Raw genomic sequence first — 24,813 nt, forward strand, 5'->3', positions numbered from 1 at the left:
CTTATTAGGTTTCATGAGCAAAAACCATCTGAAACCCCCAACAAACTTAGCGATTCAATTGGCGCGCTAAACCACAACCTGCTCACTTAGAATCTATTCTATTACATTGCATCCACATAACAATCGGCCCTTTCTTTGAGGAGTATAATATTTTGCAAAACCCAGCCATCGAGGTCATCACCTCAACGTCGTCACCATTTATCAAATACATATTACTTGAATTTTGAATAGTAGGTTCTGTATCTCCCCCGTATAGAAAAGCTTTTCCGTTGACGACACCCTTAATCACTAACGATGATTTGACAGCCTGAAAAATTGGCGACCGCAAGGCATTCTTGATTGACTCCCTATTTTTATAGGGATAAACGTAAGTGGAGCCACCCTCAGAGTTTACAAAGTCCCCTCCAATATCAAAATAACTAGAAAGTTTCTCGTCCCTAAGCAACCTTTGCTCCCGACTTCTGAACACACTCACATCATAAATATCACCTACCGACTCCCACGCGCTTGGTTTATCCATGCTGTGAATGACAAATAAAAGCTCTTCTGCCTCACCTTCAATGGACTGTAAAAAAACATCATTTATCCGCCCCTTGGTCCCTGCATATGGAAATTCATAAATAAGCTCTAGCCTTCCGGATTCAGGCGCTGAATACATGGATATTTTGTGAGAGACAGCAGATATTTTTCCTCCTGTATTGTCATCCGCCTCCATGTGAAAAAAGCATGCTACTACGCCATTTATAGCTACCGATCGATAGGCTTCTTTCAGACCTAACTCACTGCATGCACGATCATCTGCAAGTGCAACCGAAAACAAGCAATAACAAAACAGAGGCAGCATAAACTTAATCATTTCTAGAACACCCGCTTCGGAAATGGCGATTAAATATAGGAGAAATCTCTCGTTTGAATCGTTGTCGCTCAGACAGTCCTTCCAATCCGGTATTTATCGGCCGTGTTACCGCAATGACTGCGGCATCTCCAGAAAGTGAAATGTTTTCAGCAATAGTCGCTATATTCCTACTCTTCCAGAACCACAAAGCGGTCTCTATGGCCACTGAAAAATCAGTTTCTAAAAGCTCAGGATTGGAGTCAATTGGAAGGCCAGTTTCTTTTGCACACTTCTTATATGTCTCATAATGCGTAAGATGGATCAGCCCCCGCCCGCGAAAATCTTTCCCCGGTTGCTCTTTACTCCCGAAGCAATGTTCGCCGTAGGCCGCATCATTTCCAATCAGGTTTTCATCAATCCATATTAGCTTTTCCGATTCGTTCGCAAATGTAATTCCTTTCCTAGCAAAACCTGCGTTAATTGCGGTCGGCGCCATTCTGTAAAGCTTTGCGGATGTATAAGTCCTTCTTGAATAATTCAAGGACTCTCGGAGATATACAAAACCACCGGTCTCTTTTTTTGCTTGTGCTAAAAGATGCTTAATCTGATCACAGCTATCCACATCATATTTTCTAAACAGCTGCCCAGAGGCTTCTACCATTGAGTTAATGAAGGATTCCGCCACTTTATCACCACATATCTCCTCAAAAAACTCTTTGGTCAAATGTATAACAGAACTGCATTTTTTGCATATTGAACTCGCGTATGTATTTCCCATAAACTTACTACTCATTCCTAGCGGGTGAAAGTGGTACACCTTCCCGCTCTCTTGCAACCCAACCTTCTCTGCCACCTCACTCCACCAACCCAATTGCTTGATCCGGTCTTTCTCCGCCAGCCAATTCAAGTTCGGCGTCGAGCCGCTATGCCCGAGCAGTTCATCCAGGGCATCCCACTTCTTCGGTGTGTGGTACCACTCGCTTTCAGAGTGGAAGATCAGTTGCGAGATGGATTGCGCATGGGCCGGCAGGCTGAGTGCCGCGCGCAATTCCGGAGCGGTGATCTGACCGTCGCGGTTGCGGTCGATGATGTCGTACAGACGTTCCTTGATCGGTCCTTTGTCTCCCGCGTCGGCGATTGGGCCAAAGCGTTCGAGTTGAACATCGTCAAAGCGATTGGCGATGCGCAGGTAAGACGCCAGCATGAGTCGTGGAGGATCGAAGTTGAACAGGGCGTCATAACCGTCCCACTCCCATGGGCTGACCCAAGGTGTGACGCCGACCTCTTCGCATATCCAGCCATCGAGCAAGGTGTTATTGGCGTCGTGCAGCAGGCCGTCGAGGCGATACCAGTTGCAGGTCTTGCGATCCCACGCAGCGGGGACGGTGATCTTGCGTTCGGCGGGTAAGCCATCGAGCAGACTTTTGGGAACCTGCAGGTCGGCGTCGCTCGGAGTGCTGGCGGCGCTGAGCGTGGGTGGATATTGAGGGCTGAAGTGCTCTTGATGGGCGACGACAGGCGTGCCCTTGGCAAGCTTCAGCCAGGTCTTGCTGGTGGCGGGTAGACGTTGCGCCCAAGCGCGGCTGTTCTTGATGAAGACTTCGACGTCATCGCCGCTGAATACCTCCAGGTGCAGCTTTCTTTCCGGCTGCTGCGCGCCCTGGTCTTGATACAGGCCGATATGGCCGATCAGATCCCCGGCCTTGATGGGGACAGGCTGGTCGAGAACGACTACTTGATCCTGCGCCAAGGGTTCCTGTTTGCCTTGCAGCGACGGGTAGTGCACGTACTGGTTGATGTGCTCCAGTTTGCGGAAGGCGCCTTCACCGCTGACCGTGACCTCCGTGCCGTTGGGCAGCGCCCCCAGGACTTCGACTTCTTTGCCAAACCGGTCACGGCTGCGCGGTTCGGCGCGGATATTCAGTTTCGTTGCACAGTGAATTCGGTACTGGCCGCCAGCGATGGGGCGTAAGTAATCGGCCGAGATATAGCCGCGCAGGGCACCCTCGGCATCCTTCAGGTAGTCCGGGCCTGAGGTGCTTTCCAGCTTGCGGAAATTCCCCTCGCCGCTGACCGTAACCTGACTGCCTCGTAGCGCCAGATCGAGAATGGGGCCCGTTGGGCCATGAGCCCGGACGTTCAGGCCTTGTTGGTCCGGGTAACGGATATGCATGTCGTTGACGTCCTGCTTGACGTAACGGGTGGCCCCTTCGGACCAGAACGGCGGGCGTGCGATGGTTTCGTCGCCCTCGTATACCGCCCAGTCCTGCAGATGCATGTACAGGCTGTAGAAGATCAGGCTGGGTGGTTCGACCTCGCTGCTTTCGACTTTCGGCAACTGGAGGCGATGGCGGACCAGCACAAAGTTGCGCGAGAAGGGTTTGTTGACGGTGATGTTGTTGACCCAGTACATCGTGGTCGGCGAATGCCGGTCAATGCGGTATGCCACCACTTCACCATCAGCCAAACAGTGGACACTGGATTGATCCAGCGTGTCGGCCGTGCCGCCGTCGAAATGGATACCGCCATGCCAGAGGCCGCTGGCGCCCAACGGATAGAAACCTGCCACTGCCTTGGCCAGATGGGTCAGTTGCTGCAATGGATTGCGGTTGTCTTTGAACGGGTGGCTCCAGTTCTTTACCACCGGCACGGCATTGGCGCGGACCTCGGACAGCAACGGCGAAAGGATGGGCAGCGCGTCTAGTGTTGGCGAGAACGGGTCGTAGGGTTGTTTGAACCGCAAGAAGTCGGGGGCGTAATTGACCATGGTGTGTTTTGCTCCTTGTGCAATGGCTTTAGCCAGAGAAGTCCGTGAGCCCCAAGGACTCGATCTCTTGTTTGGTGAGTTGAGGTGCTTGTGGCATACCCAGTGGCTGACTGGCTGCGCCGCTGTATTGGAAAACTGCGGATTTAACGAGGTAATCCCCCACCGTCCCCGACTCAATCTTGTTCGGATCAATGCTGATGTAGCTGCCGCCGCCGTTAAGGACGATCTTCTTCTTGGCGGTGATATGGATCTCATCTTCGGTGCTGATGATCTGTAAACCCTGCCGCGCCAGCAGTTCCAGGCTGTCGTTCTGCGCCTGCACTTTCACCGGGCCCTGATTGGCAATCAGCTTGATACCCAGCTTGCGCACGAACAGGCTCAGGCCTTCGCCGACGCCGATAAACAGGCGCTTGACCACGCTGATATCGGTCTGGTGACCGGCGTTGAGCATCAGGTTTTTCCGTGCCGTCAGTTGCAGGTGCTGGCCGCTGGTCAGAGCGATGCCTTGGGGGGCGCTGAGCAGCAGGACGGCGGATTTGAGTTGATCCAGGTCCTGTTTGAGCAGGTTGAGTTGCGCCTGTACATCGGCGGGATCGGCCTGGCTGGCCTGGGCATCTTTGGACAGGTCTTGCAGTTGCTCGCCCGCGTCTTGCAGACGTGTGACGGCGTCGGCCATGTCGAGGACCTGGCCTTGCGCCTTGGCCTGTTCATCGGCACTGATAAACACACCCTTGCCGCCACGTATCGCCCCCCAGCCATCGCTGCGCAGTTCAAACCCTTCACCACGTTTCTTCTTCTCGGCATCAACCAGATGCCCCAGATTCAACTGGCTCTTGCCGCCGTACTCGGTGCTGAGCTTGACGTGTTCTTCACCCCGGCGGTCTTCCATGCGCAGTTTGTTGTTGGCCGGCGTGCGCAGGACGTTGCGGGTGTAGTCGCGTTTGCCCAGGGTGACGTGGTCGGGGTGTTTATTGTCGTGCAGGGCGTAGGCGATGTAGGGGCGGTCGATATCGCCTTGTTCGAAGGCCACGGCCACTTCTGTGCCGCAGATCAGCGGCAGGTGCAGACCATGCGTGTCACCGGCGTAGGGCCGGGCCAGGCGCAGCCACATGCTTTCCCAACCGGGTTTCCAGGTGTCGCGGTCGAACAGGAAGTTGACCTTGTAGCGGCCTTCCATATCGATATGGCCGTAGGGGTCATTGGCGCGCGTGCTGGCGACTCGTGCCGGCACGGTGCCGGCGATTTGGGGTTTGGGCAGCAGCGGTGGGCGAAAGCAGATGTCTTCGGCATAGGGCATGGCCTGGAAGGTCACTTCCAGGCTGCGGTCGCGGGCGGCGGTGAGTTTTACCTGGGTAATCACTGCGCCGGGCTTGAAGGCGTCGAGGGCGTTGTCGGTGATCTTGAGGATCTGCGCCGGGGCCAGGGTCGCCAGGCTGCTGATGCCGCTGAGGCGGGCCTGGTCGTTGAGGTAGCGTTCGTGACGCAGGCGCGCATAGAAGAAGCCGCTTTCACTTTGCAGGTCTTCGTCCTTGGCCAGTTTGTCGCCGAGCACGCTGTAGGGTTCACCGTAGTGATAGGCCTCACCGTAGGTGGTGGGGTCGCCTCGGGTCTGGTCCACTTCGCCATCAAGCCAGGCACGGGCATCGCGGTGATGGTAGGCGCGGAAGTTGATGGTTTTTTCGACGACCTGATGCTGGGTCTGCAGAGCCCAAACGCTGTCCTGGCCGCTGTCGCTGAGGCCGGACGATGGCAGGTTCGGCAACTCGATACGCGGCCTGATGTAGTGACGCTGGTCATCGTGGAACTCCACCACGTCGATCTTCAGGCGCTCGTCACGGGTGAGGCGATACCAGATGCCCACCTCGGCCAGCAGACGCGAAATAAAGGCCAGGTCGCTTTCGTTGTATTGCATGACCTGGTCGCGCCGTGGGTAGTCGCGCACCAGGCTGAAGAGAAAGTCCTGGCCCTCGAAATCGTGACGGCTGCGCAGGACGCTTTCAACGATCTGCGGCACGGACTGCTGTTGGTAGATGCGAAACTGTTTGCCCTTGCCCAGCAAGGCCAGGCGAGGTTGCAAGGTGACTTCATAGCGGGCTTCGTCGCGGGAACTGGACAGGCGTTTGAAGTCCGTGATCATGCCGTGCAGGGTGCGCAGGGGCGCTTCGGGCACGATGTCGGACGAGCTAAGCCGTTTTTTCGTAAACGTGGCAGGCATCCGGTGCAGAGTGAAATCGGCGCGTTTGCCGAGGATGCGGTCCACGGCGATGTCCTGCTCGGGGCAGGTGAATTCCACAACATATTTATAGGGTTCGCTCAACCGCTCCGTGCCGGTGAAGGCGAGGATGTCGAGGTTGGCGTCGAGGCCTCTGACGCGGAGTTTGTGGCGGGTGTGGTCGAAGAACACCTTGAGTGGGCTGGCCATGATCAGAGCCCCTTCAAACACGTGCCGAAGGACACATCCAGATGATCCACCAATAACTCAGTTATTTTCTTCATATGACTAACATCCTCATCTCACCTAAAAATTCGCCATTGCTGTGCCGAAAATAGAGAAGCTCGCAGGCCAACTGCAGGAGTCAACAACGAGAAGAACGTCTTAAATCCACGATGGCAAAGCGATGAAGCCGGACACGTAGGCACAGCTCATATATCAGACACCGAACACTGAGTTATCCTTCATCGCGAGTCCATACCACAAAGCAACTTTGGGAAAAATCGCCGACAACATCGGAAATATCCTACGCGCAAACTTCAAACTCTATTCCAACTAACAAAAACCAGCTCCGTTTAACGAACATAAATATTGTTTAATAGAGATAAGTCAGCACCAAGCTGGAAACATTGAAGTCCAAGCTCATTAGCAGGAGTTGGAAGTAATATCGCACTTACATACCCAGCGACGCATTGCACGCCGCCAGGCCCCAATCAACCAGTCAATCCTTGAGCTGCAACCCCTGCCCGGCGTCCCAACCGCCGCCCAGCGCCGCAATCAGCTGCACGCTGGCCACCAGGCGGCTTTGCAGCAACGTCAGCACACTGCGTTCATTGCTCAGGGCCGTGGTCTGTACGTTGACCACATCCAGGTAGCCGATCAGCCCGCTCTTGTACTGGTTGTTGGTCAGGCGCAGGGATTCCCGGGCTGAATCAAGTGCCTCAGCGCGCACCACGGCTTCGTCGGCGTAAACCTTGAGCTGCACGCGGTAGTTCTCCACTTCCTGGAAGCCGTTGAGCACGGCTTGACGGTATTGCGCGACGGTCTGGTCGTACACCGCTTCAGTGCGGTCGACCTCGGCCGAGCGCTGACCACCGTCGAACAGGGTCGTGGCCAGTTGCGGCCCTACGGACCAGAAGCGGTTCGGCAGGGTCAGCCAGTTGCTGAAGGTACTGCTGCTGTAGCCGCCGCTGAGGCTGAGGGTGAAGTCCGGGTAGTAGGCGGCCTTGGCCACGCCGATATTAGCGTTGGCGGCCATGACTGAACGTTCGGCGGCGGCGATGTCCGGGCGGCGTTCCAGCAGTTGTGACGGCACTGACGCCGGGATTTGCGGCAGCGCGGGAATGGACGTGGTCGGCGCCAGGCTGAACTCGGACGGCGCCTTGCCCATCAGCACGGCGATGGCGTTTTCATACTGGGCGCGCTGCCATTGCAGGTCGATCAGGTCGGCCTGGGTGCTTTTCAACTGGGTCTGGGCCTGGGCGATGGCATCGCGGGCGGAGATACCGGCGCGGTACTGGTTTTGGGTCAGCTTCAGGGAGCGCTCATAGGCGTCCACTGTGGCTTCGAGCAGGCGTTTCTGTTCGTCGATCACCCGCAGTTGCAGGTAGTTCTGCACCAGTTCCGATTGCAGGCTCAGCTGCATCGACGCCAGGTCGGCGAGGCTGGCCTGGGCACTGGCGGTGTCGGCTTCCAGGCCGCGACGCAGCTTGCCCCAGATGTCCGCTTCCCAACTGACGCCCAGTTGGGTGTTGTAGGTATCGCGAATACCGCTGCTCGAGCTGCTCAGGCTGGAACTGCTGCTGCCGGTGCCCTGGCTGGAGCGGGTCTTGCCGGCGGACAGGTCGACCGTCGGGAAAAACGCCCCGCGGGCGCTGCGCACCAGGGCACGAGCCTGGCGGTACTGGGCCTCGTACTGGGCCACGGTCTGGTTGGAGCTGTTGAGGGTTTCGACCAGGCCATTGAGCTGGCTGTCGCCGTAGATTTCCCACCAGGCGCCACGGGCGAAGGCATCGGCAGGCTTGGCCTGGCTCCAGCCTTCGGCGTTCTTGAACTGCGCAGGCGTGGTCACGTCCGGCTTGTGATAGTCAGGCCCTACCGCGCAGCCACCGAGCAGCGCCACGCACAGCGCCAACTGCAAGGTACGCAGCGGCCATGGATTGAGGGTTTTGGCAGTCAGGTGAGCGGTCATAGCGGAGTGTCCAGAGCGGCATCGGTGCGTACGCCACGCCATTGATTGACGCGATGGCGCAGACGGTCGAGATAGAGGTAGACCACCGGGGTGGTGTAAAGCGTAAGGACCTGGCTGAAGACCAGCCCGCCGATAATGGTCAGGCCCAGGGGGCGACGCATTTCCGCACCTTCGGCACTGCTCAGCAACAGCGGCAAGGCGCCGAGGATCGCTGCCATGGTAGTCATCAGGATCGGCCGCAGGCGCTGCAGGCAGGCGCTGCGGATGGACTCCAGCGGGCTCATGCCTTCGGTGCGTTCCAGCACCAGGGCCAGGTCGATCATCATGATCGCGTTTTTCTTCACCACACCGATCAGCAGGAACAGTCCGAGCAGGGAAATCAGGCTGAACTGCCCGCCCAGCAGGTAGATGCTCAGCAGCGCGCCGACGCCGGCCGACGGCAGGGTCGAGAGGATGGTCAGCGGGTGGATGTAGCTTTCATACAGCACACCCAGCACCAGGTAGACCACCAGCAACGCGCCAAGAATCATGAACGGCTGGGCCTTCTGGGTCGCAGCGAAGGCGTCGGCCGTGCCAGCCATCTTGGCGATCACATCGCTGGGCAGGCCGACACTGGCAACTGCCCGCTCGATGGCTGCCGTGGCTTTCTCCAGTTCCACACCGTCGGCCAGGTCGAAAGAGATGGTTTCCGAGGCGAACTGGCCGTCGTGAGTCACACGGTCATCCTGCAGGGTGTTCTCGTAGCGGGCGATGGCTGACAGCGGTACTCGGGCACCGGTGGAGGTGATGACCTGCACCTGATTGAGGGTCACCGGGTCCTGGGCATACTTGGGATTGACCTCCATCACCACCTTGTACTGGTTCAGGCTTTCATAGATGGTTGCCACCTGGCGCTGGCTGTAGGCGTTATTGAGCACGGCGGTCACCGCGCTCATGTCGATACCCAGACGCTTGGCCGTGTCGCGGTCGACCTTCAGGGTGATTTGCTGGGCGCCACGCCCTTCCCGTCCGTCAATGGCCGTGAGCTCCGGCGTGGCCTTGAGCGCCGCCAGCACCTTCGGATACCACTCGCGCAACAGGCCAAGGTCACCGCTCTGCAGGATGTACTGATATTGCGAAGTGGTCTGCTCGCGACCGCCACCCAGTTGCAGGTCCTGGTCCGGCTGCAGGAATACCCGCCCGCCCGGCACCGGCGGCATGTTCTTGCGCAGACGATCGACCACTTCGGTGGCAGAAATCTTGCGTTCCTGAATCGGCTTGAGGCGCACGATCATAAAGGCGTTATTGGTGCCGCCGTTGCCGCCAATGAAACCGGCAACGCTTTCCACTGCCGGGTCAGCGAGGATTGCCCGGCGGAAGGTCTCCATTTTCGGCTGCATGACCGAAAATGACAGGCCGTCATCGCCACGGACGAAGCCCATCAACTGGCCGGTATCCTGCTGCGGCAGAAAGGTCTTGGGCACTACGACATACAGAGCGATGTTGAGCCCGATGGTGGCGAACAACGTCAGCAAGGTCAGGAGCTGATGGCGCAGCACCCAGCCCAGACTGCGGTCATAGACCACGACCATGCGGTCGTTGGCCTTGCGGCTCCAGCGTTGCAGGGTGGTTTCCTGCTGCGGTACGTGGGGTTTGAGCCAGCGGGCGCAGAGCATCGGTGTCAGGGTCAGGGACACCACGAGGGAGACAACGATCGCCACCGAAAGCGTAATGGCGAACTCGCGAAACAGCATCTGCACCAACCCGCCCATGAACAGGATCGAGAGGAACACCACCACCAGCGACAGGTTCATCGCCAGCAGCGTAAAACCCACTTCCTTGGCCCCGAGAAACGCTGCCTCCATCGGCGGGACACCGTCGTCGATATGCCGGGAGATGTTCTCCAGCACGACAATGGCATCGTCCACCACCAACCCCGTGGCCAGAATCAGCGCCATCAGTGACAGGTTATTCAGGGAAAAGCCGTACAGGTACATGACTGCGAAGGTGCCTACCAGAGACACCGGCACCGCCAGCGTCGGAATCAGCGAGGCGCGCAGACTGCCGAGGAACAGGAATACCACGATGATCACCAGCACCACGGCGATCAGCAGGGTCATTTCCGCTTCATGCAGTGTCGCCTTGATCACCGGCGATCGGTCCATCGCCAGGTCGAGCTTGACGTTGGACGGCAGCAGCGACTGTAACGCTGGCAACTGCGCCTTGATCTGTGCAACGGTCTCGATGATGTTGGCCCCGGCCTGGCGGTTGATCACCAGCAGCACAGCGGCCTTGTCGTTGAAGAAGCCGCTGTTGTAGCGGTCTTCCACGGCATCGCTGACCTTGGCCACGTCCTTCAGGCGCAGGGCCGCGCCGTTCTGGTAGGCAATGATCAGCGGCTCGTAGTCCTTGGCCTTGCTCAACTGGTCGTTGGCCTGAATCTGCCAGTTATGCTGGGCATCCTCGATAAAACCCTTGGGCCGTCGCACGTTGGAACCGGTAATCACCGTGCGTACGGTATCCATGGAGATGCCGTACTGGTCGAGCAACTGCGGTTCCAGCTCGATACGCACCGCAGGCAGCGAACTGCCACCGATCTGCACCTCGCCCACACCCTGCACCTGGGACAGGCTCTGGGACAGAATGGTCGAGGCAAGGTCGTACAGCTGACCCTTCTTGAGCACGTCGGAGGTCATCGACAGGACCATGATCGGCGCCTGGGACGGGTTGATCTTCTTGTAGGTCGGCATGCTGCGCATCCCGCTGGGCAGCAGATTGCGCGAGGCGTTGATGGCCGCCTGCACTTCCCTGGCGGCGCCATTGATATCGCGTTTGATATCGAATTGCAGGGTGATCCGCGTCGACCCCTGGCTTGACCGGCTGCTCATGGTGGTGACCCCGGCAATAGCGCCGAGGGAACGCTCCAGCGGCGTCGCCACGGTGGAGGCCATTACTTCCGGACTGGCCCCGGACAGGCTGGCCGAGACCACGATCACCGGGAAGTCCATATTGGGCAGCGGCGCCACCGGTAGCAGGCCGAAGCTGACGCCGCCCAGCAGCATGATCGCCAGACTCAGCAACAGGGTCGCGACCGGACGGCGGATAAATGGGCCGGAAAGATTCATGCGTCCGCCCGTTCCAGGTTTGCCGGTGCGTCAGGCTTGCGGCCCCAGCGACGACCGAGGCGGTCGAAGAACAGATAGATCACCGGCGTGGTGAACAGCGTCAGCACCTGGCTGACCAGCAACCCGCCCACCATCACCAGACCCAGCGGCTGGCGCAGCTCCGCGCCGGAACCAGTGGCGAACATCAGCGGCACGGCACCGAACAACGCCGCCAGGGTGGTCATCAGGATCGGCCGGAAGCGCAGCAGCGCCGCTTCATAGATGGCCACGTCCGGGGCGATGCCGCGATTGCGTTCGGCGTCCAGGGCGAAGTCGATCATCATGATCGCGTTCTTCTTGACGATGCCGATGAGCAGGATGATGCCGATAATGGCGATCATGCCCAGATCGTTGCCGCTGATCAGCAGCGCCAGCAAGGCGCCGATGGCTGCCGATGGCAGGGTCGAGAGAATGGTGATCGGGTGGATATAGCTCTCGTAGAGCACACCCAGCACGATGTACATGGTCACCACCGCCGCCAGGACCAGCAGCAAGGTGCTCGAAAGCGACGCCTGGAAAGCCGCCGCCGCGCCCTGAAACTGAGTCTGCACGCCAATTGGCATGCCGATGTCCTGCTGCACCTGATTGATCACGTCCACCGCCGCGCCCAGAGACTCTCCCGGCGCCAGGTTGAACGACATCATTACCGCCGGGAACTGGCCGATATGGGAAATTGCCAGTTGCGCCTGACGCTGTTCCACATGGGCCAGGCTCGACAGCTTGACCTGCCCGCCCGCCGTGGTCTTGACGTGGATCTGCTCCAGGGCTTCAGGGCCCAGGGTAGTGCCCGAATCGGCCTGCAACACCACCCGGTACTGGCTGGCCTGGGTATAAATAGTGGAAATCTGCCGTTGGCCAAAGGCGTCATACAGCGCGTCGGTGATAGTGGCCACGGTCACACCCAGTCGGCTGGCGGCATCGCGATCGATGGCCAGATACACCTGAAGCCCCCTGTCCTGCAGGTCGCTGGTGACGTCCGTGAGTTCCGCGCGCTTGCTCAGGGTATCGACCAGACGTCCGCTCCACAGGCTGAGCAGATCGGCATCCGGTGACGACATGCTGAACTGGTACTGGGTGCGGCTGACGCGGTCCTCAATGGTCAAGTCCTGCACCGGCTGCATGAACAGACGGATGCCGGAGACCTCATCGACATTGGGTTGCAGGCGCTGGATGATCTGCGCAGCGGTCAGGTTGCGCTCGGCATTGGGCTTGAGGTTGATCAGCAGCCGACCGCTATTGAGCGTGGCGTTGTCACCATCGACACCAATATAGGAGGACAGGCTGGCCACCGCCGGGTCTTCCAGGATGACTTTGGCCAAGGCCTGCTGCCGCTCGCTCATGGCGGCAAATGAAATCGACTGCGGCGCTTCGGAAATACCCTGAATCACCCCGGTGTCCTGCACCGGAAAGAAGCCCTTGGGCACGATGAGATAAAGAAAAACGGTCAGGGCCAGGGTGGCGACGGCCACCAGCAGGGTCAACGACTGATGCCTGAGCACCCAGCGCAGCTTGTTGCCGTAGGCTTCGATCAGCCAGTCGATCCAGGCACCGCTGGCGCGATAGAAGCGGCTTTGCTCGCCCGGCTCCGGCTCACGCTTGAGCAACCGCGCGCACATCATCGGTGTCAGGGTCAGGGACACCACCATGGAAATCAGGATCGCCACCGCCAGGGTAATGGCAAATTCGCGGAACAGGCGCCCGACCACATCGGCCATGAACAGCAGCGGAATCAATACCGCAATCAGGGAAATGGTCAGGGATACCAGGGTGAAGCCAATCTGCCGCGCGCCTTTGAGCGCCGCCTGCAACGGCGTCTCCCCTTCCTCGATATGCCGGGAGATGTTTTCCAGCATGACGATGGCATCGTCCACCACGAAACCGGTGGCGATGGTCATGGCCATCAGCGTCAGGTTATTGACCGAGAAGCCAGCGAGGTACATCACGCCAAAGGTGCCGACCAGCGACAGCGGCACAGCCACCGACGGAATGAGGGTCGCACTGAAGCGGCGCAAGAACAGGAACGTCACCAGCACCACGAGGACGATGGCGATCAGCAGTTCGTGCTGCACATCCTTGACCGAGGCGCGGATGGTCTGGGTGCGGTCGGTCAGTACGGCGACATGGATGCCGGCCGGCAGGTTGTCGGTAATGCTCGGCAACAGGGTCTTGATCCGGTCCACCACCTCGATGACGTTGGCACCCGGCTGACGCTGGATATTCAGCAGCACCGCCTGGTTCTGATTGGCCCAGGCCGCCAGGCGCTCGTTTTCCGCGCCGTCGACGATCTGCGCGACGTCCTTGAGACGCAGCGGCGCGCCGTTGGCGTAGGCCAGAATCAGGTTGGCGTATTCGGCTGGCGACTTGAGCTGGTCGTTGGCATCCAGCATCGACACCCGGGTCGGACCGTCGAAGTTACCCTTGGGCTGGTTGACGTTGGAGACGCCAATCAGCGTGCGGACATCGGCCAGGCTCAGGCCGTTGGCCGCCAGAGCGTCGGTGTTGACCTTGATCCGCACCGCCTGGCGCTGGCCACCGGCGATGCTGACCATACCGACACCGCTGATTTGGGCGATCTTCTGCGCCATACGCGTGTCGACCAGGTCATTGAGCTTGGGCAGCAGCATGGTCGGCGAGGTGATCGCCAACGTCAGCACCGGGGTATCAGCCGGGTTGACCTTGTTGTACACCGGCGGCGCCGGAAGATCGGTGGGCAACAGATTGGTTGCGGCATTGATCGCGGCCTGCACCTGCTGTTCGGCCACGTCCATGTTCAGGTCGAGGCTGAAACGCAGGGTAATCACCGAAGCGCCACCGGAGCTGGTGGATGCCATCTGGGTCAGGCCCGGCATCTGCCCGAACTGCCGCTCCAGCGGTGCAGTGACCGAACTGGTCATGACCTGGGGGCTGGCGCCGGGGTACAGGGTCATGACCCGGATGGTCGGGTAGTCCACTTGCGGCAGGGCCGAAACCGGCAGCAAGGTGTAGGCGATCAGGCCGGCCAGGATAATGGCCAGCATACTCAGGGTGGTCGCTACCGGACGCAGGATGAACAGCCGCGAGATATTCATGCGTTGTCGCTTTCCACCTTGACCGCGTCCACCCTGGCGGCTGGCGCCTTGACGGCCGGGGCCGGCTCGCCCTCTTCTTTCTTCGGTTTGCCCTGCAACTGCTGGCCGGGGCTTTTCGGCACTTCGGTGCTGTCGTTGACCACTTCCACGTCGCTGCCGTCGCGCAGACGGTCAGTGCCCTCAAGAACCACGCGATCACCTGCGGCGAGGCCCTCGCTGATGACCGTCGACTTGTCGTCGCTCGGGCCGGTCTTGATCGTACGAATCTTGACCTTTTTGTCGCCGTCCAGGGCATAGACGAACGCCCCGGTGGTGCCAAACTGCACGGCCGCCGATGGCACCATCACCGCTTGCTTGAGGGTGTCGGCGCGCAGGCGGGCGTTAACGAATTGGTTGGGGAACAGCGTCTCGTCCTGATTCTCGAAGCGGGCCTTGAATTTCAGGGTGCCGGTGGTGATATCGATCTGGTTGTCGAGGCTGGCGAGCACGCCATTGGCCTGCAATTTGACGTCGCCACGGTCCCAGGCTTCCACCGGCAACTTGTCGCCGCTGTGATAGCGAGCGATGACGTTGGACAGGTCTTTCTCCGGCAGGGTGAACACCACATTGATCGGTTTGGTCTGGGTGATGATCGCCAGGGCCGTGGTGTCATTGGCCGCGACCAGGTTGCCGACGTCCAGTTGCTTGAGACCAACCCGCCCGGTAATCGGCGCGCGGATTTTGGTGAAGTCCAGGTTCAGCTTGGCGTCGTTGACCGCCGCCACATTGGTCTTGATGGTGCCCTGATATTGATTGACCAGAGATTCGGCGGTATCGAGGGTCTGCTTGGCGATGCTGTCTTCGGCAAACAGGCTGCGATAGCGCTGCACATCGATCTGGGCGTTTTTCAGCAGTGCCTGATTGGTCGCCAGGGTGCCTTCAGCCTGTTGCAGGGCGATCTGGTAGCTGCGCGGGTCGATCTCGGCGAGCATGTCCCCGGCCTTGACCATCTGCCCTTCCTGGAAGTACAGCTTGACCAGTTGCCCGGCCACCTGGCTGCGCACGTTGATGGTATTCATCGCGGTGACCGTGCCCAGTGCCTTGTAGTAGATCGGGAAGTCACCCAGGGTAACCGGCGCAACCCGTACCGGCACCGGCCCGGTGGAACCGCCAAAACCGGGGCGTGCCGGCATGGCCTTGGCCGGGCTGGCACTGGCGCCGCTTGCACGACGGCCTTCGCCACGCTCACCGGAGTGACCCGCCTGAGTCCCCTTGGCCGGGGCATCCGTGCCTTTATTGGCAAACGAGCCCGGCCAGAACCACCAGCACAGACCAACGATAATCAACAGGACCAACAGGCTGATCAGCCAGCGACGGGAATTACGGGGACCAGACGATTGCATGAATACTCAACCATTGCGCGTGGGGCTTCTGTTTTACCGGCGTTTCAGCGTGATCCTTGCTGAAACGGCAATAAATTTTTCGGAGGCTGAACAATAAGCACTCGTGAGCGCTAAGCAAAGGGCCTTTACCGGCAATTTACCTAGTGCTTACGTTGTTAAGCGTCTGAAGCATAAATAAAAACGGCCCGGGCAAGGCCGGACCGTCCAGATACTGCGAGTATTACCAACTATTACTTCAATACGGCCAACGCAGCTTCATAATTAGGTTCCTGGCCGATTTCGGCAACCAGTTCGCTGTGCAGCACGTTGTTGGCTTCGTCCAGCACCACCACGGCGCGAGTGGTCAGGCCGACCATCGGGCCATCGGCAATGGCAACGCCGTAGTTCTGCATGAACTCCGGGTTACGCATGGTCGACAGATTTTGCACGTTTTCCAGGCCTTCGGCACCGCAGAAGCGCGCCTGGGCGAATGGCAGGTCAGCCGAGATGCACAGGATCACCGTGTTGGCCAGTTCGTTGGCCTGGGCGTTGAACTTGCGCACGGAAGTAGCGCAGGTCGGAGTATCGACGCTTGGGAAAATATTCAGCACTTTGCGCTTGCCGGCAAAGTCAGCCAGGGTCACGTCGGCAAGACCGGCGCCAACCAGTTTCAGTTCCGGGGCGGCAGTACCGACCTTGGGCAATTCGCCGCTGATTTGTACCGGTTCGCCTCTACGAGTCACTTGAGCCATGAGCTGAGTCCTTATTGTCAGGATGAAAGGTTTTCAGGGTTGAAACGAGCCGGAAGTTAACCACGAAATGCCTGGGTCACCTACCCCATTGCCGAGGATTTCACTCAACCATTGAGCCTGCGCTGGAATTCTTCACGCGCAAACAACTCCACCAGCCAATCGACAAAAACGCGCACCCGCCGTGACAGTTGCCGATGGGGAGGATACAGCGCCATCAACGGCATGGCCGGGGGCCTAAAATCGCTCAGCACCTCACGCAGGCTACCGCTGCGCAGTTGCTCGACAACGTGATAGGTCGGCGTTTGCGCCAGGCCATAACCGGCCTCGCAGGCAGCCAGGTAACCGTCAGAGTTATTGATCGACAAAGCCCGAGGCATGAGGATCTCGCGCTCCTGACCATCGATCATGAACTCCAGTCCGTAACGCTTGTTGGTACTGGCAGAGAAATATTCAATAACCCGATGCTGTGGCAGATCTTCCAGGGTCACGGGCGTGCCATAGCGTTGCAGATAGCCGTCGCTGGCACAGGTGATCTGGGTCAGCCGGGTCAAGGGCCGCGCCACCAGGGATGCGTCCAGCAGCACCCCCGCACGAATGACGCAGTCGACACCCTCGCGAATCAGATCCACCGAACGGTCGCTCATGCCGATCTCCAGCTCGATCAAGGGGTAGCGCTGACTGAACTCCTGCAGCGCGGGCATCACGATCAGACGACCGAAACCTACCGGCATATCGATGCGCAATACACCCTGCGGTGCGCTGCTCACCGAGGAAAACGCCGCCTCGGTGTCATCCAGATCGGCCAGCAGGTTGACGCAACGCTGATAGTAGGCCTGGCCATCGAGGGTCGGGCTGACCTGGCGGGTGGTGCGATGCAACAACTGCACACCCAGATGCGCTTCCAGTTGCTTGATCAGGATGGTCACCGAAGCCTTGGGCATGTGCAGGCTATCGGCCGCGCGGGTGAAGCCGCCCAGCTCGACGATGCGCGTAAACACACGCATGGCATTGAAACGATCCATTGGGCTTTCTCGTCAGGATTGTTTGGATTATCTAAACAGTGAAAGCAGTTTTACCCGGTTTATCCCGATTCTGTCGAGCAGTCACAATAGGTCACCATCAATCGACACAAGGCACCTCACATGCAAACCCGTCAATTAGGCAACAATGGCCCCCAGGTATCCGCCATCGGGCTCGGCTGCATGGGCATGACTGATTTCTACACCACCGGCGCCGATACCAAGGAAGCCATCGCCACACTGCACCGCGCCATCGAACTGGGCGTCAATCTATTCGACACCGCCGACATGTATGGCCCCTTCACCAACGAAGAACTGCTGGGCAAGGCCCTGCAAGGCAAACGCGACCAGGTGCTGATCGCCAGCAAATTCGGTTTCGTCCGCGACCCCAACAACCCCGGCGCCCGCGGCATCAACGGCAGCCCCGAGTACATCCGCAGCGCCATCGATGCCACCCTGCGACGTCTAAAGATCGACACCCTCGACCTGTACTACCAGCACCGTATCGACCCGCAGGTCAGCATCGAAGAATCGGTGGGCGCCATGGCCGAACTGGTCAAGGCGGGCAAAGTGCGCTATCTGGGCCTGAGCGAAGCCTCGGCCAGCACCCTGGAGCGAGCCCATAAAGTCCATCCGATCACTGCGCTGCAAAGCGAATATTCGCTATGGAGCCGCGACCCGGAAGAAACCGGCACCCTCGCCGCCTGCCGTCGTCTGGGTATCGGCTTTGTGCCTTACAGCCCGCTCGGCCGAGGCTTCCTGACCGGCACCCTGAAAAACCCGGACGATTTCGCCGCCGACGACTATCGCCGCACCAACCCGCGCTTCCAGGGTGAGAACTTCGGCAAAAACCTGTTGCTGGTTGAGCAAGTGCAACGCTTGGCCGCTGAGAAAGGCGTAACAGCGGGCCAACTGGCCCTGGCCTGGGTGCTGGCCCAAGGCAATGATCTTGTGCCGATTCCCGGCACCAAGCAGCGCAAGTACCTGGAGCAGAACGTCGCGGCGCTTGACATCGAGCTGAGCCCATCCGAGTTACAGGCGCTCAAGGAGCTGTTCCCGGTAGAGGCGATTGCCGGAGAGCGGTATGGCGAGGAGTCGTTGAAGATGGTGAATGGCTGATAGTTATCACGCGGTATAAATGAGGTTTGTAGGAGCTGCCGAAGGCTGCGATATCGGTGTGTCATCCATTCGCAGCCTTCGGCAGGTCCTACATTTCCGGCGTTTATTTCGCTGTCTGTCAAAAATCCCGCTTGTAGAAGATATCCAGGGAGCTGGCGACACCGCTCGCCGCTTCCAGGTAGACCTTCTTGCTTAGCAGGTAGCGCAAGGCAATGGTGTTGGCCGGTTCGAATACGCCAACACCGTAGCGCAGGCTCAGCTTGTCGGTGATCTTGCCGCTGGCGACTACGTTGGTCTTCTCGCCGCTGCCTGAGGTATCCAACTCGAAGTCACGGATACCCAGGTCGCTGGCCAGTTTTCCTGCCGTTGACGATCCCCCGGCCAAGCCCAGGGCCAATGCGGCCTGAGCCATCATATTGCTGTCTTCGCCGGTATTGTTCAGCGGCCGACCCAACACCAGGTACGACAACGCCTGCTCCTGGCTCATGGCCGGTTCCGAGAACACCGTGGTGGTGGGTTGTTCGGCACTGCCGCTCAGGCGAATCCCGGCAATCACCTCATCCACTTCGCGAATCGCCTCGATATCCAGATAAGGCTGATCTACCGGCCCGGCAAACAACAGCCGAGCCTTGCGAATGGTCAGGCGCTGGCCATAGGCCCGGTAACGGCCATCGATCAGGTTGAGTTCACCGCGGGTATCCAGGTTGTCGCCGATATGCACATGGCCGCGCAGATTGGCGGTCAGACCAAAACCGCTGAAGCTGAGGACGTCCGAACCGACTTCCACGTCTATATTCATGGCCATCGCCATGGCTGGCTTGCCCGCCTCGGTGTGCTGACCAATGATGATGGTGTCATCCGACAGCTTGACCGTGGACGGCGGCAGTTCCCGCACGGTAATGACGCCTTTGGGAATCAACACTTTCCCGGCAATCGCCAGCTTGTCGCCCTGCAGGCTGATATGCAGGTCCGGCGCCGATTCCAGCTTGGCATAGGGCTCAACCGTAATCGGCAGCTGCGAGCCCTTGACGCGCAGATCCACCGTCAGCGCATCGGCCCACGCAATCCGGCCATTGAGGCTGCCCTGCCCGGCCGGACCGCTTTTCCAGCCGCCCTCCAGTTGCACATTGTTGCCGACAATCAGCGCCTTGACGTTCAGCTCGCGCAGATCCACCGGCAGCTCGGGCCCGGAAACTTCGCCGTCGCTCAGGGTTACGCTGCCATTGACTTGAGGCGTCAACAGGCTGCCCGACAGGGTACCGCTGCCGTTGAGATGACCATTAAGCTTCTGCACCCCGGCGACAAATGGCCGGGCCACCGACAAATCCAGGCCGGTCAGGGTGAAATTGCCGCTGAGCGTCTTGTTCTTTGCCAACGGGTCTATGCGCGCCGAGAGCTGCAAGGCGCCCAGTTTGCCGCCGACGAAACTCAGTTGAGTATCGACCTGCTTGGGGGTCAGTTTGCTGCTCAGTTTGAGCTGCTCATACGGGAAATCGAGCCACTGATGCTGATCGCGCATGCGCAGGGTGCCGCCACCGGCATCAATGACGATCTGGCCGCTGGGACCGGATGCTGGAATATCGACCTGTACATCGGCGTTGAGCAGGCCTTTCCAGGCGAAATCCTTGGGCAGCCATTGCGCCAGACTGTCCAACGGAAACTGCTTGAGGTGATAACGCAGGCGCGGATCAGGCGCCAGACGCTGATCTTCACCACACAGGCTGGCAGCGCCGGAGACCCAGCAGTGAGCACCGAAGTTGAGCTTGCCGTCGGCCAGCCGCTCCAGTCGGGCCGGTTGCTGCAGGCGCCAGTCCTGCCCACCGCTTTGGATATCGCCGCTGGCCAGGCGTCCGCGCCAGTTGCCCTTGTCCAGATTGCCATCCAGAGCCAGCGCCAGCTTCAGCAATGGGCCTTGCAGGTCCAGTTTTACCTGCTGACGCTTGAGATCGCCCTGGCCGTTGACCTGCAATGTACCTAGGGCCGTATCCCCCAGCTTGATCGCCGTACCCTTCAGCACAAGGGTGCCGCGCTGACCACTGTCCAGTCGCGCATCCAGATTCAGGCTTTGCAGGTTATTGTCCTGCCAGGTCAGGCGAGTGCCCTGCAGCGCGATTTGCCCCTGGGGCGCCTGCACGGTGCCGCTGGCGTCCACACGCCCCTTGATCTGGCCTTGCAAGCCGGGCCAAAGCTGGCCGAGACGAGGCAGGTTCAGATCCAGTTGCGCCTGTAACTTCTGTTGCAGGCTGCCCTTGCCCTGAATGCGATTGTCACCCAGACGGATATCCAGGGCCTGAAGATTCCAATGCTCACCGAGCCCGTCGGCCTTGGCCTGCAATAGTGCAGGCTGCCCTCGCAGGCGGCCCTTGAGATCAAGATCGGCGGTCAGACTCAGTTGCTCATTCTTGAACTGGCCTTGACTGCGCACCGGCCCGGCCAGGGTACCGGGCAACTCGGCGACCCAATAGGCCGGATCGATGGCGCTCAGGTCCAGCGCCGTGTCCCAGCCGATGCCATCGGCAAATTGCAGGTTCAGGTGACCACTGGCCTTACCCTGGCCTGCAACTACCTCCAGCTGCGGCAGAAACACTCGCTCCAGATCGCCACTGAACGGGCTGTTCAGGCTGAACGGCCCGGCCGGGCCATCAAACTGGCCATTGAAGTTGCCCAGATAACGGCCATCGGTATAGGACAGGTCACCATTGAAGATCCTGACCTTGACCTGGGGTTGCGCGATAGCCGGATACAGCGAGTGCCAGGGAAAATCCTGCCAGGCGACATGGGCATCGGCACTCAAGCCTTTTTGCCAGTCCAGCTTGCCGCTCAGGCTCAAGTGCTGTTCAGGCGTCGCCTTGAGTTCCAGAGCCTGAATGTCAGCGCCCTTGGCGTCGACGCGGCCTTGCAGCTTCAGAGCAACCGCCTGACCTTGGGCAGGCAGGCTGGCAGTGCCATTGACGCGATAGCCCTGCTCCAGATTGCCGTCGGCGCTCAGGTTCAGTTGGTTGAGTTGCAGGGTGTCGGGCAGATCGGCGCTGGCCTTGAAGCTGTCGGCGCTGATCGTAACTTTGGCTGGCAGGTGTTCGGCCAGGGGCTGCAGTTCGCCATTTAGCTCAGCTTGCAGATAGCCGCTGCTGTGGGCTTGAAGTCCCAGGGTCTTGAGCAGGTCGCCCTGAATATCCAGCGCCAGACTCCAGGGTTGCCCGCCCTGCTCCGGCATCTGCACGCTGCCCTTGGCCGTCAACGGCCAGTCGCCTTGGGGATTCAATAAACCCGTCATATCGACGACGAAGGCCTCATGTTGCAGATGCGCGGTATCGATCTGCAGGCCGGCAGCGGTCCAGTGGGCGGCAAGCTTAAGGTCGCGCAATTGCTCGACACCATCGAGTTGCAGGCTGCCCAGCTGCACGTCACCCAGACGCAGGGCCAGGGGCAATTTCAGATCCGGCAGCGTGATGGGGCCTGGCGTCGGTTCGCCGGGTGAAGGCGCCAATTGCACCCGGACTTGCTGAGCCTGCAGGCGATCTATGCACAGCGTCAGTTGCAGCAGGCAGCCCGGTGACCAGGCCAGTACCGGGGCTGAAACCTCGACGCGGGTGCCGTCCTGCGCCCAAACAAGCTGCTCGGCATGCCATTGCCCGGCCAACTCACCTTCGAAGCCGTCAACCTGCAAACCCGGCACCTGAGCCAATACCCACCGGCTACCCGTTTGCGAATCCAAAGCCCAATAGGCCAACGCCATGATCGCGAGCAACAGACCAAGCAGGCCCAGACCCGTAATTTTCAAACCGCGCAACACGCCAGGCCGACTCACAATTCCGGCCCCATGGAAAAGTGCAAACGAATACCTCCCGGATCATCCAGCGCATGGGCCAGGTCCAGACGTATTGGCCCGACCGGGGAAATCCAGCGCACGCCAATACCTACGCCGCGCTTGAGGCTGGGCAGCTCCAGGCTGTTGAATGAGCTGCCTTCATCGATAAAAGTTGCCACTCGCCACTTCTCGGCAATGGAGTATTGATACTCAAGGCTGCCTGCGATCATGTAGCGCCCGCCGATGCGGTCGCCATCGGAGTTTTTCGGCGACAGTGACTGATAGTCATAACCGCGCACGCTCTGGTCGCCACCGGCAAAGAAACGCAATGACGGCGGGATCGACTTGTAGCCGTTGGTGGCATTGCCGCCGATCTGCAACCGCCCCAGCAGGCGATGGTTTTCGCCCAGGGTGGTCAGGCCCTTGATCAGCGCGGTACCGCGCAGCAGGTTAGAGTCCGAGACAATGCCCTCCTTTGCGACCTGGGTATCGAACTGCAGGCGATAACCTTTGTGCGGATCGATGCGATTGTCGCTGCGCAGGTAGGAATAACTGAGACCCGGCATCAGCAAGGTGCTCAAACCGGCATCGTCGCCCAGCCGGTATTCCTCGCGCTGCAGCTTGAGTGAGACCACTCGCTCCCAGCCGCTGGGCAACTTGCTGTGCCATTCGGGGCCGACGGTCAGCAGCTTGCTGAGGCTGTCGGTACCGGCAATCTCTTCATATTGATAGCCACCGGCAAAGCGCAGTTTGTCGGTCAGGGGCGGATCGAGGGGGACTTCGTACCACAGCCCGACGTTTTGCCGGGGCGCCGACAGTTCCATTTCCGCGCCGTAGCTGTCGCCGTGGGCGTTGACCCAGTGGCGGGTCCAGTTGGCCTTGCCGCGCACGCCCACGTCAGTGGAGAAACCCAGGCCCAGGCCCATGGTTCGGGGCTTGCGGGTATCCAGATCGATACTGACTGGCACCACCTGATTCTGCGCCGCCGTGGGTGCAGCATCGACCCGCACCCCTTCGAAATAGCCGCTCGATTGCATGGCCTGATTCAGCTCGGCAATCAGCTCCGCGTCATAGGGCGTGTTTTCCTTGAAGGGCACCATGCGCCGCAGCAGGTCTTCATCAAAGGGTGCGTCGCCTTTGAAACTGACCTTGCCCAGCCGGTAGCGCGGACCGCTGTCATAAACCAGCTCGATATCGGCAACCCCGGCCTGGGGATCGACCAACAGACGTTGACTGACGAAATGCCCACTAAAGAAGCCGAAACGCGACGCCTGATTCTGGATCAAGTGCTTGGCGTCTTCGTAGTGGCCGTGATTGAGCACCGCGCCGGGCTTGAGCACATCGCTTTGCGGGACCCGAAACGACTTGAGCGTGGCCGCCTCGCCCTCAATCCGTACGGTCACATTACGCAGATGGATGGGCTCGCCGGGCTTTATGCTGATGACCAACTGCGGGGTCTTGCCGCTGGTGACCTTGCTTTCGACTGTGGAGTGGTAGTAACCCAGGGCCTGGGCAGCCTTCTGCGCCTGCAACTCGGCGCCGAGGCTGAAATGGCGCAGGGCCTCGGCATCGCGCTCGCCGAGGCTGCCCACATAGCCTTCGACATTGGCCTTGAGTTCGGGATTGGCGGGGGTCACCCTGACTTGCAACTGCGCCTCGGCAACGGCCAGAGCGCTGAAAAAACAGAGAAACAAACCGCTACTGAATCGGTTAAACACTTTCATGGGCGCAGATGCTAACACGGGCGACAAGAAGCGCTAGAACCTGACAAAAGCCAGAAAGTTCATAGCGTTACGCCATCACGGCCGCAGAAACCTCAGGTTTGGCGTGGAAAAATACATGCTCCCGGACAGGTCCTACAGCCACCTCGCCGATCTCCTCGTAACCCTGTCGCTTATAGAACTCCAGATAGTTCGGATTCCCCGTGTCCAGCACGACGCCCTCGGACGACTCATCGACCGCACACCACGCATGCAACGCCGTCATCAACTGCTCGCCAAGATGATGCCCCTGAAATTCCGGATGGATGCCCAATAAAGGCAGGACATGCACGGCACTGGAGGGAATGCAGGCCTGAACGTCCTGGTGATACTCCAGATAACGCCGGGTGCAGTTGAAACCGGCGCTGAAGACCATGCGCAAGCGCCACGCCCAGCTTTCAGTAATTTCCAGTCGGCGTTGCGGCGGCGTGATCAGGGCCACACCCACCAGGCGATCCTCGATGAACAAACCCAATGCAGGCAGGTCTTGCAGAAAATGCTGATTGACCAGCTCGCGAATGGTCGCCCGCACGCGGTGCTCGTAGCCGGAGCGCTGGGCATTGAACAGGAAGGCGAAGCTTGGCTCGTGGCGGTAGGCGTGATACAGCAGCGAACGTGTCTCGCGGCTGTAGGTGCTGTCGAGCTGGCGAACGTCGGCAGTGGATTCGGACATGCAGTGGACCTCGTTAATACCGCGCTGTCATGGGTGCAGCGTTACAAGCTTCGAGTAACGCGCGCCGCCGACAGTTCAACCCTGTTCTTGCAGCCTAGCATCGGC

13 protein-coding genes are annotated in these 24,813 nt (G+C 59.6%); 1 reads left to right on the forward strand and 12 read right to left on the reverse strand.

Annotated elements, in window-relative coordinates:
* Positions 1-82 precede the first annotated feature (82 nt).
* The 9 genes from M2401_RS14490 to M2401_RS14530 all read right to left on the reverse strand — a co-directional run bounded on the left by M2401_RS14490 (position 83) and on the right by M2401_RS14530 (position 17,351).
* A complete protein-coding gene (locus M2401_RS14490; protein ID WP_259103819.1) occupies positions 83-856 on the reverse strand; it encodes a hypothetical protein in 774 nt (257 codons plus the stop codon).
* Positions 849-3,602 carry a glycoside hydrolase family 19 protein gene (locus M2401_RS14495; RefSeq protein ID WP_259103820.1) on the reverse strand — a complete coding sequence of 918 codons (2,754 nt, stop codon included), beginning with the start codon at positions 3,600-3,602 and terminating at the stop codon, positions 849-851. The genes M2401_RS14490 and M2401_RS14495 overlap by 8 nt, the downstream gene beginning before the upstream one ends.
* Before the next feature lie 28 nt (positions 3,603-3,630).
* Positions 3,631-6,024, reverse strand: coding sequence for a type VI secretion system Vgr family protein (locus tag M2401_RS14500; protein ID WP_259103822.1), 2,394 nt, complete (start codon positions 6,022-6,024; stop codon positions 3,631-3,633).
* 511 nt (positions 6,025-6,535) lie between these two features.
* Entirely contained in the window at positions 6,536-8,005 is a 1,470-nt protein-coding gene (locus M2401_RS14505) for an efflux transporter outer membrane subunit (protein WP_259103825.1), read from the reverse strand.
* The gene (locus M2401_RS14510) at positions 8,002-11,109 is read right to left on the reverse strand and encodes an efflux RND transporter permease subunit (protein WP_259103836.1); all 3,108 of its coding nucleotides are present in this window, start codon (positions 11,107-11,109) and stop codon (positions 8,002-8,004) included. Before M2401_RS14510 ends, M2401_RS14505 begins: the two co-directional genes overlap by 4 nt.
* Positions 11,106-14,216 carry an MdtB/MuxB family multidrug efflux RND transporter permease subunit gene (locus M2401_RS14515; RefSeq protein WP_259103838.1) on the reverse strand — a complete coding sequence of 1,037 codons (3,111 nt, stop codon included), beginning with the start codon at positions 14,214-14,216 and terminating at the stop codon, positions 11,106-11,108. Before M2401_RS14515 ends, M2401_RS14510 begins: the two co-directional genes overlap by 4 nt.
* Positions 14,213-15,598 (reverse strand): MdtA/MuxA family multidrug efflux RND transporter periplasmic adaptor subunit, encoded by a 1,386-nt coding sequence (locus M2401_RS14520; RefSeq protein ID WP_259103839.1) that lies wholly within the window; start codon positions 15,596-15,598, stop codon positions 14,213-14,215. The genes M2401_RS14515 and M2401_RS14520 overlap by 4 nt, the downstream gene beginning before the upstream one ends.
* 230 nt (positions 15,599-15,828) lie before the next feature.
* Positions 15,829-16,329, reverse strand: a complete 501-nt coding sequence (gene tpx / locus M2401_RS14525) for a thiol peroxidase (protein ID WP_259103840.1) — start codon at positions 16,327-16,329, stop codon at positions 15,829-15,831.
* 104 nt (positions 16,330-16,433) lie between these two features.
* Complete coding sequence (locus M2401_RS14530) at positions 16,434-17,351, reverse strand: LysR family transcriptional regulator (protein WP_259103844.1); 918 nt, start codon at positions 17,349-17,351, stop codon at positions 16,434-16,436.
* A gap of 120 nt (positions 17,352-17,471) precedes the next feature.
* Here M2401_RS14530 and M2401_RS14535 point away from each other — a divergent pair, with 120 nt between their 5' ends.
* Positions 17,472-18,467 (forward strand): aldo/keto reductase, encoded by a 996-nt coding sequence (locus M2401_RS14535; protein ID WP_259103846.1) that lies wholly within the window; start codon positions 17,472-17,474, stop codon positions 18,465-18,467.
* Positions 18,468-18,585: 118 nt separating this feature from the next.
* On the opposite strand, the gene M2401_RS14540 is transcribed toward M2401_RS14535, so the two are convergent.
* The 3 genes from M2401_RS14540 to M2401_RS14550 all read right to left on the reverse strand — a co-directional run bounded on the left by M2401_RS14540 (position 18,586) and on the right by M2401_RS14550 (position 24,708).
* The gene (locus tag M2401_RS14540) at positions 18,586-22,203 is read right to left on the reverse strand and encodes a translocation/assembly module TamB domain-containing protein (protein WP_259103975.1); all 3,618 of its coding nucleotides are present in this window, start codon (positions 22,201-22,203) and stop codon (positions 18,586-18,588) included.
* A 68-nt stretch (positions 22,204-22,271) separates the two neighbouring features.
* Positions 22,272-23,999 (reverse strand): autotransporter assembly complex family protein, encoded by a 1,728-nt coding sequence (locus M2401_RS14545; protein ID WP_259103848.1) that lies wholly within the window; start codon positions 23,997-23,999, stop codon positions 22,272-22,274.
* A 67-nt stretch (positions 24,000-24,066) separates the two neighbouring features.
* On the reverse strand, positions 24,067-24,708 hold the full coding sequence (locus M2401_RS14550) for an N-acetyltransferase (RefSeq protein ID WP_259103849.1): 642 nt from the start codon (positions 24,706-24,708) through the stop codon (positions 24,067-24,069).
* Between the last annotated feature and the right edge of the window lie 105 nt (positions 24,709-24,813).

Source organism: Pseudomonas sp. JUb42 (assembly GCF_024807945.1).
GTDB lineage: Bacteria > Pseudomonadota > Gammaproteobacteria > Pseudomonadales > Pseudomonadaceae > Aquipseudomonas.

What these genes read in the sequence shown, in the direction of transcription:
- M2401_RS14490 (WP_259103819.1), bottom strand. Translation starts at nt 856, where the DNA reads ATGATTAAGTTTATGCTGCCTCTGTTTTGTTATTGCTTGTTTTCGGTT.
- M2401_RS14495 (WP_259103820.1), bottom strand. Translation starts at nt 3,602, where the DNA reads ATGGTCAATTACGCCCCCGACTTCTTGCGGTTCAAACAACCCTACGAC.
- M2401_RS14500 (WP_259103822.1), bottom strand. Translation starts at nt 6,024, where the DNA reads ATGGCCAGCCCACTCAAGGTGTTCTTCGACCACACCCGCCACAAACTC.
- M2401_RS14505 (WP_259103825.1), bottom strand. Translation starts at nt 8,005, where the DNA reads ATGACCGCTCACCTGACTGCCAAAACCCTCAATCCATGGCCGCTGCGT.
- M2401_RS14510 (WP_259103836.1), bottom strand. Translation starts at nt 11,109, where the DNA reads ATGAATCTTTCCGGCCCATTTATCCGCCGTCCGGTCGCGACCCTGTTG.
- M2401_RS14515 (WP_259103838.1), bottom strand. Translation starts at nt 14,216, where the DNA reads ATGAATATCTCGCGGCTGTTCATCCTGCGTCCGGTAGCGACCACCCTG.
- M2401_RS14520 (WP_259103839.1), bottom strand. Translation starts at nt 15,598, where the DNA reads ATGCAATCGTCTGGTCCCCGTAATTCCCGTCGCTGGCTGATCAGCCTG.
- tpx (WP_259103840.1), bottom strand. Translation starts at nt 16,329, where the DNA reads ATGGCTCAAGTGACTCGTAGAGGCGAACCGGTACAAATCAGCGGCGAA.
- M2401_RS14530 (WP_259103844.1), bottom strand. Translation starts at nt 17,351, where the DNA reads ATGGATCGTTTCAATGCCATGCGTGTGTTTACGCGCATCGTCGAGCTG.
- M2401_RS14535 (WP_259103846.1), top strand. Translation starts at nt 17,472, where the DNA reads ATGCAAACCCGTCAATTAGGCAACAATGGCCCCCAGGTATCCGCCATC.
- M2401_RS14540 (WP_259103975.1), bottom strand. Translation starts at nt 22,203, where the DNA reads ATGGCGTTGGCCTATTGGGCTTTGGATTCGCAAACGGGTAGCCGGTGG.
- M2401_RS14545 (WP_259103848.1), bottom strand. Translation starts at nt 23,999, where the DNA reads ATGAAAGTGTTTAACCGATTCAGTAGCGGTTTGTTTCTCTGTTTTTTC.
- M2401_RS14550 (WP_259103849.1), bottom strand. Translation starts at nt 24,708, where the DNA reads ATGTCCGAATCCACTGCCGACGTTCGCCAGCTCGACAGCACCTACAGC.